This window comes from Paenibacillus sp. RRE4 (genome assembly GCF_031844205.1).
Classification (GTDB): Bacteria; Bacillota; Bacilli; order Paenibacillales; family Paenibacillaceae; genus Paenibacillus; species Paenibacillus xylanexedens_B.
The window spans coordinates 2,221,905-2,236,545 of record NZ_JAUZUT010000001.1 but is presented as its reverse complement, the minus strand read 5'-3'; the positions used below and the strand labels follow the sequence as shown (position 1 = coordinate 2,236,545).

Here is a 14,641-nt window from a genome sequence, read left to right as displayed (position 1 = left end):
TGTGAAGCTGGAGGGGGTGAGCCCGTTCTCATCCCCTCTTTTCTGATAACTGAACGGAGGAAAAACCATGCTGAAAAAATGGAAGCAGCAAAGTCCTTACCATCTCATGTTGATCCCCAGCGTTGTGCTGGTGTTTATTTTTAGCTACATCCCGTTCTATGGACTCATTATTGCGTTTCAAAAATATAACCCCGGTCTCGGCTTTAACTCGCCGTGGGTTGGATGGGACAATTTCACGCATGTATTCAATCAGCCTAACTTTGTGAGAACGATCTGGAACACTCTCTACATGTCCATATTTAAAATGCTTGGTGGCATTATCGTGCCTGTTGTTTTCGCACTGCTGCTGAACGAAGTCCTGCACAACGGGATTAAACGCACATTCCAGACCCTCGTATATATACCGAATTTCCTATCTTGGGTTATTATGGCGGGCATCATGCTGGATATTCTGAGTGCGGATGGCATTGTGAATACGTTTCTGAGTTTGTTCGGCGTCAAACCGATCTCTTTTCTCGGTACCCCTTCGATCTTCCCATGGACGATGATCGTGAGTGACATCTGGAAGGGGTTCGGTTTCGGAACGGTCGTTTATCTGGCGGCTTTAACCAGCATTGACCCCGGACTATATGAAGCCGCTGTGATCGATGGAGCCAAGCGCTGGAAGCAAACGCTCTATATCACCCTGCCGCTCCTGATGCCAACGATTGTTTTGATGTCAGTGCTTTCCCTTGGAAACGTGTTAAATGCCGGTTTCGACCAGATTTACAACCTCTATTCTCCTGTCGTGTATCAGACCGGTGATATTATCGATACTTATGTGTACCGTCTAGGGATACAGCAGGCCCAATATTCCATTGCGACCGCCGTTGGATTATTCAAATCCGTAATCTCCTGCATTCTAGTAGCCGTCTCTTACATTCTAGCTTACCGCGTGGCGGGATACCGTATCTTCTAAGGAGGGCATATTCGCATGATCTATGATAAAAGTATAAGCAGACGCGTGTTTCTTATTATAAATTACACCATCCTGCTAACCATCTCGCTACTCTGTGTGTTGCCATTTGTGAATTTGCTCGCCGTGTCCTTCAGCAGCAGTTCGGCGGTATCGGCTGGTAGTGTTACCTTCTGGCCTGTCGAGTTCACTACCAAGGCGTATGAGTTTGCTCTTTCTGGTGGCGCGTTTTATTCTTCGCTATGGGTTGCCATCCAGCGAACGGTTCTGGGTACACTTGTGAATCTGGTGTTGATTGTGCTCACAGCCTACCCTCTATCCAAAACCAAACAGAAAGTGATGGGGCGCAACGTTTACATGGGATTTTTTATCGTTACGATGCTGTTTAGCGGCGGCTTGATCCCGACGTATCTGGTTGTGGTGAAAATGGGACTGATTGATTCCATCTGGTCTCTGATTTTGCCAGGAGCGCTTCCCGTATTCAGCATGATTATTCTGATGAACTTTATTCGTGGACTTCCTGAAGAGATCGAAGAATCAGCCATTATTGACGGCGCAGGCCCTCTGCAGGTATTGATTCGCATCATGCTGCCACTTCTCAAACCTGCGCTCGCCACGGTTGGGTTGTTCAGCATTGTGGGTCATTGGAACTCCTGGTTCGACGGTATTATTTATATGAATAATCCAGCCAATTACCCGTTACAGAGCTATTTGCAGACGCTGCTTCAAAGCTTTGAGCAGATGATGCTGAAATCCGGATCGGATTACACGCAACTTCTATCCATGATGAATGCCAGAACAGGTCGTGCAGCTCAGATGTTCCTTGGTGCGATACCGATTCTGCTGATCTATCCGTTCTTGCAAAAGTATTTTACTAAAGGATTGGTACTCGGCAGTGTTAAAGGTTAAAGTGACATAAAGGGCGACTTCATATGCGTCTGTCTAACCCACATTCACTTGTTATCTGGCAAACAGGAGATCGCCGGAAGCAGAATCGCAAACGTTGTCCCTTTGCCGATTTCACTTTTCACCTGTATCCCATATGGCTCGCCGAAGTGAAGTTGAATACGCCGTTGTACATTATAGAGGCCTATCCCACGGCCTCCATTTCCTGTTTCATGCTTTTCCTCCATCAAGCTTCGTACCGTACTCTGATCCATGCCGGTTCCATTATCACAAACTTCAATGCAGATATTTTCCTCCCGAGGCCCGATTCGAATCGTGATCACCCCATCCTCTTCAATCTCGGCCAGACCGTGAAAGAAGGCGTTCTCGACGATGGGTTGCAGGATCATTTTAGGCATCGCATAATGTATCAGTTTCTCATCTATCTCATATTTCATATGAATACTGCCGTAATATCGGACATTTTGGATGGTCACGTAATGTGCAATGTGATTCAATTCTTCACGAATCATCACGAGACTTCCATCAGACTTGGTGGCATATCGGAGCATAGAGATCAGTGCATCGGTCATTTCTACAATTTTGTCGGCTTGTTGCATGGAAGCGATCCATTTCACGGAACCTAAAGTATTATACAGAAAGTGTGGGTTAATCTGATCATGCAGTGCACGCATCTCGGCGGCGGCCTTCTCGATCTCTTCCTGCTGCATGCGTTCCACCATTCGTTTCAATTCATGGGACATTCGGTTGAATCTGGTGGATAAATGACCAATCTCATCCCGGGATCGGATATCCTGCACCTGTTCAAACTGCCCCTTTTCGACGAGCCGGATATTGTTCAACAGCTTTTTGATGGGACGCGTAATGACATGGGACAGGAATATAGAGATGACAGCAGCAAAAAGTGACATGACGATCGCTAGCGTTACGAGGTTTTTACCTAGTATTCTACCATCGGCAGTTAGCTCTTCCAGCGGCATGTAGACATATGTAGTCCATTTCTGCTGACTAAGCGGACTCTTTACCACGACATTGGTTGCCTCGGATGGACGAACGTTATCCCGAAACAAGGTGCCGATTAACTGGTCGTTGACGTTGTAAACGATTTTTTCGTCCTCATCAATGATCATGAATCTGGATCGAAGTCCTTCCTGCAAGTTACGATTGACGATTTCGATAAATTTAATATCGATGCTAACGACCATCACACCCAGTAATTTGCCGTTGGTTACATCATGAATTTTTCGTGCATGGGACACGGCCAGTACTTTATTTTCGAGTTGCTTGTCAACCCGGGTTGTTAACGTGATCGTACGCTCGTCCTCATGCATAAACTTCTTGAACCACAGCTCATTTCTCACATTGAAGGCCTTGTCAATCGGTTGATGTGGACTTACAAACAGGTCTTGCCCCCCGTTCATATTGTAGAGATAAATGGAAAATACACGATCCTTCATCATGATGTAATTCATTAATATGTTATATGCCGCGATTTCGGTTTCTTCATTACTTACACGCAGGAAATCCTGGATCGGAAAACTGCCTTCATGGGTAGCGGATAAACTGTCACTGAGTCCGTTGCTGGCGAGCAAGGTGATTTTTTCGATTTCTTTCAAAAACTCGTCGATGCGAATGTTCGTCTGTTTGGTCAAATCACTGAGTAGTGTATTGTAATTCTGTGATAATAACCGCTCAGAAGAATAGTACGAATTAATGGTCATCACGAACACAGGAAAAATAATGACGATCATGCAGATCACCATAATCTTGTATTTAATCTGAAAAGGCCGCTTATATTTCATCCATCACACCTCTATTTCCGAATGGCATGCACATGCTGCTGTTCCCGATATTCCTCTGGCGTAAGCCCTGTGTTCTTTTTGAAAATCTTACTGAAATACGTGTAGTTGTGATACCCGACTTTATCGGCAATCTCATATATTTTCAGCTCTTTGCTGAGCAGATAAGCCTTCGCATGATCAATCCGAACCCGGGTCAGATACGAGATGAAATTTTCCTGCTTTTCCTGCTTGAACAAACGACTTAAATAGGACGGATTCACGTTGATCTGACTGGCTACACTTTGCAGTGAAAGATCCTCTGCATAATAACTGTTGATGATGTCTATAGCGAGGTCTGTGTATTTGAGTTCGTGTGTGACCTGGGAGCTGGCGCTAAATGTCGTCGTGATATAAGTCAGCACATTCTGATGGATGTCCTCCCAATGCTCCCCGTTCAGGACAATCTCATAGGGGGATTTGTCAGTTACTGAGAGCTTGCTGCGTGATGTGCTGTTCAGCAAATGGGCGTGCATCGTTTCGAGCAGCGTAATGTACTGTTTGCGGATACTGTTCTCGTCCGCCCTTACGGTCTTCAGGCGAATGTAGATTTCTTCAAGAAATTGCCGGACTTTCTCCTTGTTTTTGCTCATACAAATTTTCATGAAATGTTGTTCTTGCTGAGGACTCAGCAGATGTTCAACGTCTTCCCTGCCCGGGGATTTACGTACCTCCTCAACATACAGGATCTGGCTTTCACCAGTAAAAAAACGTTCTTTAAGCGCAAATTCTGCCTCCTGACAAGCCTTCCGCAACGACACAAAACCGAAACAAATCGAAGATACTCCTGCCGTAAGTGAAAGATTCATAAAATCCTTAAGAGAAGTGAGCACTTTACGAATAAGCTTGTTCAGGTCAGCATGTGCATCCTGGTCAGATCGTACGTTAACCACTACCCAGTATTCAGACGAGCTTTCCACAAAAATCTCCTTTGCCCACCGGGATGGAATGACCTCTTCCATAATGTTGAGTATCGAGAAGCGGAGCAACTTTTCCCCTTTTTCAATATACTTGCATTTGACCTTCTCATAATGATTAACGATGAATTTGATGACGACCAGCTGGTCTGACTGGATACGAAAATGGAGTTCTTCTGCTTTGGTAAGCAATTCATTTCCATGGGTGAATCCGCTTACAATATCTTCGAAAAAACTATCCTTCAAATAACGAATACTCTTGGAATAATTGGAGGATACATAGGGGAAGGTGTTTAATTGATGCTGTTCACTTTGCAACTTCTCTCGTATATTCTTCAAAAGCTGGATGAGCGACTGCTCATTAACTTCGCTTTTAATCAAGTAATCGGTGGCACCAAACTTTAAAGCATTTTTCACATAATCTAATTCATCAAAATTGCTCAGAATGACGAATTTACAGCTTTTTAACGAGGGGGATAGCTGCTTAATTAACGCTAATCCATCCATTACGGGCATTCTGATGTCTGTAATGATCAAGTCTGGCATCTTTTCTAGTGCAAGCTCCAATGCTTCTTTTCCATTACTGGCCTCAGCCGTCACACAGAAGCCATAATCTTCCCAATTCAGCATGGAACGGATGCCAACCCGCATGAGCAGTTCATCCTCAACAATCATCAGTTTATACATGGAAGTCCTCCAAAGTTGATTATTTATACACGATCTACCCCTAAAGATTAGAGGCAGGTGTATTCTATCTTGTACTTTATTCGGACTGTATGCATGAAATCCCCTTAAAAGGTTAGAAAATGATCAAAAACAATCAAAATAAACTTCAAATTAGATAACAGATAAAAGACCGCCAAAGTTGGCGGTCTGCATGGTACGCATTATTGCTCTCTAGGAATGTCGAGATCACATGAATACATGCTGAGGAAGGTAGTTTGCATTTCTACAACCATTAGGTCATAGCCGAGCTTCTGCCCTTTAATCGTTCGATATTAATATGGATATAGCACATTTGGATTCCATGTATACAACAAGGCTCTCTTGAACTTGCATTTCAATCTTAACCTGTTTACCTTCTTCCTCATCGTTAAACAGTACTAATGCCGTGCTTCCGTCCATGTTGCGAAAAGCTACTGTGCATATAGAAGCGTCGCTGGACACCGATTGGATTTGAACCGCTTTAGGTCGAATCAAAGCACTGAAATGAGCTAGCGCGTAATAATCCAGCGTGTAGACAAGCTCTCCCGTCTGCTGGTTAATCTGCACAATTCCACGGCACGTGCTCTGCCCAAAACCCGGCACCGTAGGGCCATTATGTTCATCCAGTGCCATATTCCATAGAACGAGTGACTTGCTATAGTTTCGCAAAATCTGAATGCCCGTTCGAATCACATTGGAGAATGCTTGTTCAAAGGGTGGAATCCACTCCCCTCCAGAACCTTCAGTGAAATGCACTTCTTTTCCCGCAAAAGCTTCGTATACTTTGGATTGGGCTGACGCATCTCCCCCGTACCAATGCCATGCCACTCCATCCACCGCTTCTCCTGCCTGCTCCAAAACGGTCAGTGGGTAATCCGGACGATCCCAGTTGTGATCATAACACAGGATTTTGGTGTCAAGATTGTTGCGTACAAAAGCTGGCTTGAGATGATGGACAATGAAATCTGTTTGCGCCTCAGCGGGCATCAGCATACCCGGATAATGTCCCGGCTCATATAAAGCCTCATTCTGCGGGGTGATTGCATAGATCGGCAGACCATGAGCTGCATATGACTGAATATATTTTACAAAATACGCTGCATATGCCGAATACCACTCAGGTTTGAGCTGGCCTGTAATCATGGAACCGCTTGTTTTCATCCAGCCGGGTGCGCTCCACGGCGAAGCGAACAGCTTCAGATCGGAATTCAGTGCAAGAGCCTGCCGGGTTAACGGAATAATATCCGCTTCATCATGTGCAATGCTGAATGTGGTTAATTCCGGGTCTGTCTGATGGTCGGGCAGATCGTTATAACTGTATACCGTGCGGGCATAATCCGAAGCGCCCATCGGGTTGCGAATCACCGACAAGCCGATCCCTTCTGTCGGATGGAAGAGCCGTGTCATCACTTCAACCCGCTGTTCATCCGTTATTTTTTGATTCATCAGATATGCCGCAGCATCTGTAAATGACGCTCCAAACCCGTCCATCTCCTGGTACGTTTGACGATCATTCAACTGTACGGTTGCAGCCATCGAATCAGCGTCCATGGACTTGATCGGATTGTATTCCTCGGGGGGAACGAGACGAAACAGGTCATTTTCCCCCGTAGTTTTGAACATTTTAAATGTTGTCATTGCGAAGCCTCCTCATTATTGCATGCCTAATTTCTCTTTATTTTGCTTCATCTTCTCGCTGCGGATTTTCACAATGTCGGGCCAGCGGTTTTCCTCCAGGAACGATTGATATGCGGCCAGAGCATTGTCAAACGAGGCATCATCCTTCGAACGCAGCATGCTTACCAGTGTTGAGTTCCATTTGGTGTTAATGGCGGACAAGGCGCGAGCTTCCGGCGTGCCCAGGTTTGGATTGATATTTTCCAGAATAAAATGAGGTGCCAGTTTGCCTTTGCCCCATGCTTGCATTTGTTTAATGGCCTCAGGAAAGGCATCGGCACTCAGCGCCTTATGACGGTCATGACCGAAGAACATAAATTCACCCAGGCGATAGTCCTTCTTGAATTGATCCGCATTATGCAATTGCATGTCCTTCACTGCCGGAAGCAATTCCACCGTACCGTCAGCTTTTTTCTTAAATGTCTCTCCTTCAACACCATAGTTCATCAGCATTTGGCCTTCTTCACTCAGCAAATACGTGAAAATCTGCATCGCTTTAGCCGGGTCTTTGGCATCCTTGGAGATGAAATTAATCATCCAGCCTGTAATACCGGATTGATTCAGTATGGGTGCGTTGCCCTTGGTACTTTGCGGCCCATCAATGGCGATGTACTCCTTGCCTTCGTTATCACTCATGTAAATCTGAAGATTTCCGCCCTGCTGAGGTGTTCCGTCGAGCAGTATCGCCGCGTATTTACCGGATTTCACCTTTTCTTCAAAGGCTGTACCGTCATCCGCAAAACTGTCATCACTAATATTGCCGTCTCTATACACAGCGTTTAATGTTTTTAGCCAAGTCAGGTAATCTTCGTCCAGATTGCGGTCATAAAACTCTCCGTTTTCTGTCTCCAGGGGTACGCCGATAAAATCCTGTAACGCATCGCCAAGTGAACCTGTGCCTCCACCGATAGCGTTGAAGCCAAACGGAATGAGCGATGGGAACTTTTCTTTGATCTGTTTCATCGCATTCTGGAATTGTTCCGGTGTTCCCATGACTGGACTGCCTAATGCTTCATATACATCCTTGCGGATGATAAAGGCGGTCTTGGCCGGAATGTTACCGCTATCATAATCTGCTTGTGTGTTGGAATAATTCGGATAACCGTAGGTCTTGCCATCCGCTTGCTGGAACCACTTTAGCGTGTCCGCAGCCGCGACCTTGTTGAAATACGGATCGTATTTCTCAGCCAAATCATTCAGAGGTATGGCCCAGGTGGATGCTTTGCTCACGACTTGTGAATTGGAATCGAACACCGTCAGCAGGTCAGGCATATCTCCGCCAGCGAAAAAGGTATTTAATTTGGTATCATCGCCTGTAATGAATTTAATGTTAATGTTCAAGTCTTCCTTAATCTTTTTAGTGACGATATCTTTGCCAAAATCGGTATTCCACCAGTCGGCATTGACGTACCAGGTCAGATCGGTCACTTCTTCCTTTTTATCGAGCTGCCAAGCTGATTTCTCCGGATCAACCGTATAGCGATTCTCAATGGATACCCAGTTTGCTTCACTCGATCCATCGGAACTACTGCTACATCCCGTGATCATTAAAACAGCTGTCAGTAGTGCTACACATCCTTTAACCCCTCTTTTGCCCAGTACCCGGTGAATAGTAAACATGTGTTTTCCCCCTCGTATTCGAATATAAATCGTTGATATAAATCGTTGATGTAAGTCTATTGTTTTATTCTTTAACAGCTCCAAGCATCATTCCTGAAATGAAATATCGTTGCAACAAAGGATAGATCAGTACAATTGGCAATGTCGTAATGACGATGGTGGCAAGCTGTACGCCTTTGGTTGTTGTTTCAATCACGACAGACCCTCCAACGTTCTGCATGGACTGTGTCTGGGATTGCACAATTATTTCATATAACATCATCTGTAACGGGTACAGCGATTGGTCTGTGATATAAAGTTTGGTCGTCATAAAGTCGTTCCACTGTCCTACCCCGTTAAACAAAGCGATGGTTGCCATTGCCGGCATGGATAGCGGGATAAAGATTTTGAGAAAGATATGCCAGTCTCCGGCCCCATCCATCTTCGCCGATTCTTCCAGTGAATCCGGTACATTACGGAAGAAATTCATCAGGATGACGACATCGAAGAAGCTGAACAAAGCCGGAATAATATACACCCAGAAGCTGTTCAGAAGACCTAGTGCCTTGATGAGCAAAAAGGTTGGAATCATGCCGCCGGAGAAAAACATGGTAATTACACCCATGGCTACATACAATTTGCGTCCTCTCAGGTACTTCTTGCTGAGTGCGTATCCGACCATGGCGCAGAAGAATACATGTGTCACGACACCGATTATGGTTTTGGACACAGAGATGAAGAACGCCTGCCAGATGTTTGAATCATTAAACACCGCTCGGTAATTTTCCAGCGAGAATTCGGGTGACCAGAAGATGAATCCACCTTCTGCCAGTGCTTTGCCTGAACTAAAGGACGAGATGATGACATTCCAGAGTGGAACGATAATGACGATGGTACAGATCATTAGAAAAATAATATTGAGCGTATCAAAAATCCGGCTGTCCAGATCTTCTTTGGCCGCTTTTCCGTTCATGAGGAAACCTCCTTCTACAGCACAGACTGGTTGTCATTGAGCTTGCTTGTGATTTTGTTTGCAGTGACGAGAAGTATTACAGAAATAATGGAAACACCTAGCCCCACAGCAGTTGCATACGAGAAGTCACCCTGAGACATCCCCATTCGATAGACATAGGAATTAATGACTTCGGCCTTTTCGCGGTTCTGTGAGTTCATGAGTACCAGCGTTTGGTCCAGATTCGAACCCAGCAATCCGCTGACCGTCAGGATCAGATTCAAGCTGATAATGGACTTCATGTTAGGCAAGGTGATGTTCCAGATCTGACGCATTCGGCTGGCTCCATCGATTTTGGCGGCCTCGTAATAGGTAGGATCGATCTTGGACATAATTGCGAGATACAAAATGGTGCCCCAGCCAGCTTCCTTCCAGATATCCGATAATGTGGCGATCCACCAGTACTTGCCTGCGTCCAGCAATATGTTCTGAGGCTGTGATATGACGCCAAGACCGAGCAGTAGTTCATTGAACAAGCCGGTTGTGGAGAACCAGGTGATAAGCATACCGCCCAGCACGATCCATGAGAGAAAGTGAGGTAAATATGAAACCGTTTGCACGAATTTCTTGAATCGTCCGCTGTTCAGCTCGTAAATCATAATGGCCAGAATAATCGGAATGACAAATCCAATCCCGAGTTTCAGAAAGCTAATGCCAAGCGTATTCACAACAGCATCCCAGAAGTATTTGTCTGACATGATGATTCTGAAGTTATCCAGCCCCACCCAAGGGGCACTGGACAGTGTATCAATGACGGTATAATTTTTGAACGCGATCGTTAATCCGTAGATCGGTATGTAACAGAAAACAATCATGAATAGAATGCCGGGTAGAACCATGGACTGGATCTCCCATTGTCTGGCAAAATCGACCCAGAACGTATTAAAGCGTTGCTTGAAATGTTTTTTGCCACCGGGTTTAAGAGGTTGCTGCTGTCTGTCTGCTGTAGTCGTCAAGTGACTCATCCTTCGTTGCTCCCCTCTGTATGTGTCGATAGATGCATGTATTCCGTTTTATAAAAACGTTTTTATTTTATCCAAAAAAACTCCCTTCTCTGTAATATAAAATGAAAAATGGACCCGATGAGCCTCTTACCCGTTATTTACGGCCCTCTCTCCTGTTGATTCTCACATGGCTTGAGCCTCGTACAATTAGTTCTCCTGACAGCTTTTGCGCTAACCCTTGCTCCTGTCCCTTGATCATATTGACCAATTGTGTGACAGCTAGAATGCCTTGTCTTGCAATTTGGTTACGAACGGTCGTTAGCGGTGGAGAATAATACGGAGCGATATCGATATCATCAAATCCCACTACACTGATATCACTTGGAACCTCATAACCATGGGATTTCAATGCCTGTATGCATCCGATCGCACTCAAGTCATTGCCGGCGAGAAAGGCATCAGGCAACTTGCCTGGGTGCTTATGAATGAAGGATTTGATGGCACTGTAAGTGGCCTCTTCTTCGAAATACCCTTGAATAATGTAGTCCGCATCAACTGGGAGCTCGTATTCTCGAAGGGCCGCCAGATACCCCTCCCGACGCTGTACGCTGTCAAACATCTCATCTACGCCAGAAATATAGGCGATTTTCTGATGACCGAGCCCGATCAGATATTTGGTCGCTTCATAGCTGGCTACGTAAGAGTCAAAGATGACACTTCCCATTCGTTCGCTCTCGTACATACGATCCAGGAAAACCGCTTTGATCTTGTCTTTTTCCATCGACAGAATATCCTGCTCATCAATTCGCAGCTCTTCATAGATGATTACACCATCTACCCGCCTGCCGAGGATATTGCTCATAATCACATGTTTATCTTTGGTTACAAACACATTGAGTCCGTAACCGAGACGGTCACACTCACGCGACATGGCCTCGACTAACTTGTAGAAATACGGCCCTGAGACACTAGTTGTGAAGAAACCAAGCATTTTTGTCTGACCTGATTTCAACAGTTTCCCATTCAGATTAGGAATGTAGTTTAAACGTTCCGCCACTTTGAGCACATGGGACTTCGTTTCCGGATTCAGTACATCGACACCATTTAAGGCATTCGAAACCGTGGAGATCGAGACACCGGCTTCCCTTGCAACATCTTTGATTGTGATTTTTCCCATACATTCAGGTTCCTTTGCTATTAAAACGTTTTTATAGATTCAAAATAGCATAAAACCGTTTTCAATACAATACTTAACTTTTCAAGTATGTATAAAAGAAAACCGCTGATCTTCATTGATCAGCGGTTTGATCTCTTGAGCTTTGCTGCTCCGTAGGTGAATTTATTTATTAAATATGAGTTATTCACTCGAGCGACATTGGGATTCAAGTTCATTTTATTCAAATGAAATGGTATATGTTTGTCCTTTGTGCGTTGGCAGACTAACTTGATCGTCTTTTTCCTGAACGGTTTGTACAACCGTATCCCCTTGATAGACTTTCAAGCCAGGCTCAGCCTGTAAATAACAGGTGTTGCCCGTATGCGAGAGGACTTCTGCTTCGATCAGCTTACCATTCTCCCAGCGAAGGCTAACTTCAAATCCGCCTCTTGCTCTTAACCCCTTAACCGAACCTGTAGACCAGCGTTCCGGCAAGGCTGGCAGGAATTCGAGATATCCCTGGTGCGATTGCAGCAGCATCTCGGCAATACCTGCGGTTGCCGCAAAGTTTCCATCGATCTGGAACGGTGGATGAGCATCAAACAGGTTTGCGTACACGCCGCCCTGCTCATGTTTGCTTGGCTCATAAGCTTTAACGAGTGTTAACAAATTGGAGATGAGCTGTTCAGCACGGTTCCCCTCTCCAAAGCGAGCCCATAAACCGATTTTCCAGCCAAGACTCCAGCCTGTACCACCGTCCCCCCGAATTTCCAGTGAAGTGCGGGCAGCTTTCATCAAGTCAGGTGATTTTTTCTGTGTAATCAGTCGTCCCGGGAATACACCAACCAAGTGGGATACGTGGCGGTGCTGCGGATCTTCTTCCGTGAAATCCTCGCTCCATTCCTGAAGGCGACCTTGAGCATCAATCTGCAAGGGCAGAAGTCGTCCTTTTTTCTCCCGCAGGAGATCCACGAATTCCGCATCCGTTTGCAACACTTCAGCTGCTTGAATGCAGTTATCGAACAGCTCGGCAATGAGTGTAAGGTCCATTGTAGTTGCTTCACTAACCGCGGTATGCTCTCCGTTAATGACAAATTTCATCTCTGGTGAGGTTGATGGTGATGTGATCAAATGTCCTTCTTTATTCTCAATGAGCCAGTCCAGACAGAACAAAGCGGCATCCTTCATCAACGGGTAACCGGTTTCCTGCAAAAACTCTTTATCTTCTGAGAAAGCATAGTGCTCCCACAGATGCTGCGTCAGCCATACGCCGCCCATCATCCACAGAGCCCACGACGGATCACCGGCACCATAATCCCCTACAGGGGCTGTTTGTCCCCAGATATCCGCATTGTGATGGGCTACCCAGCCTCGGGCACCATAGTTTACTTCAGCTGTTTTCCGTCCGTTTTCCGCAAGTTTTCCAATAAAATCAAGTAACGGTTCATGCAATTCGGCCATGTTACACGTCTCTGCAGGCCAATAGTTCATTTCTGCATTAATATTCAGTGTATAATTGCTGCTCCAAGGCGCACGTGTCTCCTGATTCCATATTCCTTGCAAGTTTGCAGGCAACGTTCCTGGTCTGGAGCTGGCGATCATCAAATAACGGCCGTAGTTGAACAACAATTCGACTAGCCCTGGATCACTGCTGCCATATTTTTCGATGCGCTCGTCTGTAGGCATGTCCTGCGGAGCAACACTTTCACCTAAGTGCAATTGCACGCGATTAAACAGCGACTGATGGTCCTGTACATGACGTTGAAGCAATTCTGTATAATTACGAGCCATAATCTGCTTAATAACGTCCGCAGTCTTCTCTTTCGGGGAGGTTACGCTGTCACTTTTTTGATTAGAGGATACATAACTGGTAGCCCCTGAAAAGTAAATGACCGCTTCCGTTGCACCGACGATTTGCAGTCCACCGCCGCTTGAATGCAATGTGCCTCCAGCATGAGTTACTGCAAGTCTGCCATGGAAAGCCATCGCACGGCTAGTTGCTGCATCTCCGTAACGAACAGGAATTTCAACATCGTGATAGTTAGGTGACACATACTCCGGAGCAGTTCCGGACAATTCATATTGAGCGTTCGCAGCAGAAGTTTCGTGCCTCAGCGGACTGCTCAGTCTGGTATGGAAGTTAAGTTTTCCTTCTTTGCTTGCGGTTAAACGAATGACGATACCTTGATCGGGATGGGAAGCAAATACCACCCTGTCATATCGTACTCCACCAATTTCATAGGAAACGCTTACAACGCCTGTAGATAAATCCAGCTTGCGCTGATAGGTTTTTCGTTCACATAATTGCCCGTGTTCCATCACAAGTTCCAAATCACCAAACGGCAGGTACGATTGTGTAAAAGGCCCCATCATTTTTTTGCTAAGTTGATCCGCTTCCACATACTGTTTACGGGCAATTAAATCCCTGATCTGAGGCAATACTTCCCTTGCCTCCGGGTTATTCCAATCCTGTGCATAGCCTGACCATAACGTGTCTTCGTTCAATGCAATGCGTTCTTTTTCGATACCGCCAAAGACCATTCCGCCCAACTTGCCGTTACCGATAGGCAGTGCTTCAACCCAATAGGTGGCTGGAGTGCCAAACTGAATATTCATGCTGATCGTTACCTCCGAATGCACTTGATTTTTGGACAAACTCTAATTTTACTTGCTCAGGAATCATTATAACTTTCAATGCAAAAGGAAGATATATATTTAATAAAAATGAAGTGGAAAAGCTTAAACCAATGACAAATAATCCTTAAAATCCCATTTGGAATGAGAAAGGGATTTTTGTGACGATTCAACTTATTCGCTCATGATCAGTTGAACAAAAATGTAAACTGTGTGGCAACCAAAAAACGGCACCAGGTTTGGCACCGCTTTTTAAACAAAGTGTTGGAATATAGGTACTTCTTTTCCTTTTCCTTTT

Annotated in this window: 10 protein-coding genes; 2 read left to right on the top strand and 8 right to left on the bottom strand. The window is 45.3% G+C overall.

Features of this window, described 5'->3' with window-relative positions:
- Positions 1 to 67: 67 nt before the first annotated feature.
- Positions 68 to 958 carry an ABC transporter permease gene (locus Q9R46_RS10025; protein WP_311279907.1) on the top strand — a complete coding sequence of 297 codons (891 nt, stop codon included), beginning with the start codon at positions 68 to 70 and terminating at the stop codon, positions 956 to 958.
- A 15-nt stretch (positions 959 to 973) separates the two neighbouring features.
- Positions 974 to 1,864, top strand: coding sequence for a carbohydrate ABC transporter permease (locus Q9R46_RS10020; protein WP_090916140.1), 891 nt, complete (start codon positions 974 to 976; stop codon positions 1,862 to 1,864).
- A 44-nt stretch (positions 1,865 to 1,908) separates the two neighbouring features.
- Here the strand turns inward: Q9R46_RS10020 and Q9R46_RS10015 are convergent, their stop codons facing one another.
- The 8 genes from Q9R46_RS10015 to Q9R46_RS09980 all read right to left on the bottom strand — a co-directional run bounded on the left by Q9R46_RS10015 (position 1,909) and on the right by Q9R46_RS09980 (position 14,325).
- On the bottom strand, positions 1,909 to 3,663 hold the full coding sequence (locus tag Q9R46_RS10015) for a cache domain-containing sensor histidine kinase (protein ID WP_145330937.1): 1,755 nt from the start codon (positions 3,661 to 3,663) through the stop codon (positions 1,909 to 1,911).
- Between the two features lie 11 nt (positions 3,664 to 3,674).
- Positions 3,675 to 5,303: a response regulator gene (locus tag Q9R46_RS10010; RefSeq protein WP_311279906.1), complete on the bottom strand. Its 1,629-nt coding sequence runs from the start codon at positions 5,301 to 5,303 to the stop codon at positions 3,675 to 3,677.
- A gap of 297 nt (positions 5,304 to 5,600) precedes the next feature.
- Positions 5,601 to 6,959, bottom strand: a complete 1,359-nt coding sequence (locus Q9R46_RS10005; protein WP_311279905.1) for a glycoside hydrolase family 30 protein — start codon at positions 6,957 to 6,959, stop codon at positions 5,601 to 5,603.
- Between the two features lie 15 nt (positions 6,960 to 6,974).
- Complete coding sequence (locus Q9R46_RS10000) at positions 6,975 to 8,618, bottom strand: type 2 periplasmic-binding domain-containing protein (RefSeq protein ID WP_311279904.1); 1,644 nt, start codon at positions 8,616 to 8,618, stop codon at positions 6,975 to 6,977.
- Positions 8,619 to 8,682: 64 nt separating this feature from the next.
- Complete coding sequence (locus Q9R46_RS09995; RefSeq protein ID WP_145330929.1) at positions 8,683 to 9,570, bottom strand: carbohydrate ABC transporter permease; 888 nt, start codon at positions 9,568 to 9,570, stop codon at positions 8,683 to 8,685.
- A gap of 14 nt (positions 9,571 to 9,584) precedes the next feature.
- Positions 9,585 to 10,574, bottom strand: a complete 990-nt coding sequence (locus tag Q9R46_RS09990; RefSeq protein ID WP_397386337.1) for an ABC transporter permease — start codon at positions 10,572 to 10,574, stop codon at positions 9,585 to 9,587.
- Between the two features lie 133 nt (positions 10,575 to 10,707).
- A complete protein-coding gene (locus Q9R46_RS09985) occupies positions 10,708 to 11,730 on the bottom strand; it encodes a LacI family DNA-binding transcriptional regulator (protein WP_311279903.1) in 1,023 nt (340 codons plus the stop codon).
- Between the two features lie 216 nt (positions 11,731 to 11,946).
- On the bottom strand, positions 11,947 to 14,325 hold the full coding sequence (locus tag Q9R46_RS09980) for a glycoside hydrolase family 95 protein (RefSeq protein ID WP_311279902.1): 2,379 nt from the start codon (positions 14,323 to 14,325) through the stop codon (positions 11,947 to 11,949).
- Between the last annotated feature and the right edge of the window lie 316 nt (positions 14,326 to 14,641).

Bases quoted from the DNA above. Each gene is read 5' to 3' on its own strand.
- Q9R46_RS10005 (WP_311279905.1), bottom strand. From the start codon at position 6,959: ATGACAACATTTAAAATGTTCAAAACTACGGGGGAAAATGACCTGTTT.
- Q9R46_RS10000 (WP_311279904.1), bottom strand. From the start codon at position 8,618: ATGTTTACTATTCACCGGGTACTGGGCAAAAGAGGGGTTAAAGGATGT.
- Q9R46_RS09980 (WP_311279902.1), bottom strand. From the start codon at position 14,325: ATGAATATTCAGTTTGGCACTCCAGCCACCTATTGGGTTGAAGCACTG.
- Q9R46_RS10025 (WP_311279907.1), top strand. From the start codon at position 68: ATGCTGAAAAAATGGAAGCAGCAAAGTCCTTACCATCTCATGTTGATC.
- Q9R46_RS10020 (WP_090916140.1), top strand. From the start codon at position 974: ATGATCTATGATAAAAGTATAAGCAGACGCGTGTTTCTTATTATAAAT.
- Q9R46_RS10010 (WP_311279906.1), bottom strand. From the start codon at position 5,303: ATGTATAAACTGATGATTGTTGAGGATGAACTGCTCATGCGGGTTGGC.
- Q9R46_RS10015 (WP_145330937.1), bottom strand. From the start codon at position 3,663: ATGAAATATAAGCGGCCTTTTCAGATTAAATACAAGATTATGGTGATC.
- Q9R46_RS09995 (WP_145330929.1), bottom strand. From the start codon at position 9,570: ATGAACGGAAAAGCGGCCAAAGAAGATCTGGACAGCCGGATTTTTGAT.
- Q9R46_RS09985 (WP_311279903.1), bottom strand. From the start codon at position 11,730: ATGGGAAAAATCACAATCAAAGATGTTGCAAGGGAAGCCGGTGTCTCG.
- Q9R46_RS09990 (WP_397386337.1), bottom strand. From the start codon at position 10,574: ATGAGTCACTTGACGACTACAGCAGACAGACAGCAGCAACCTCTTAAA.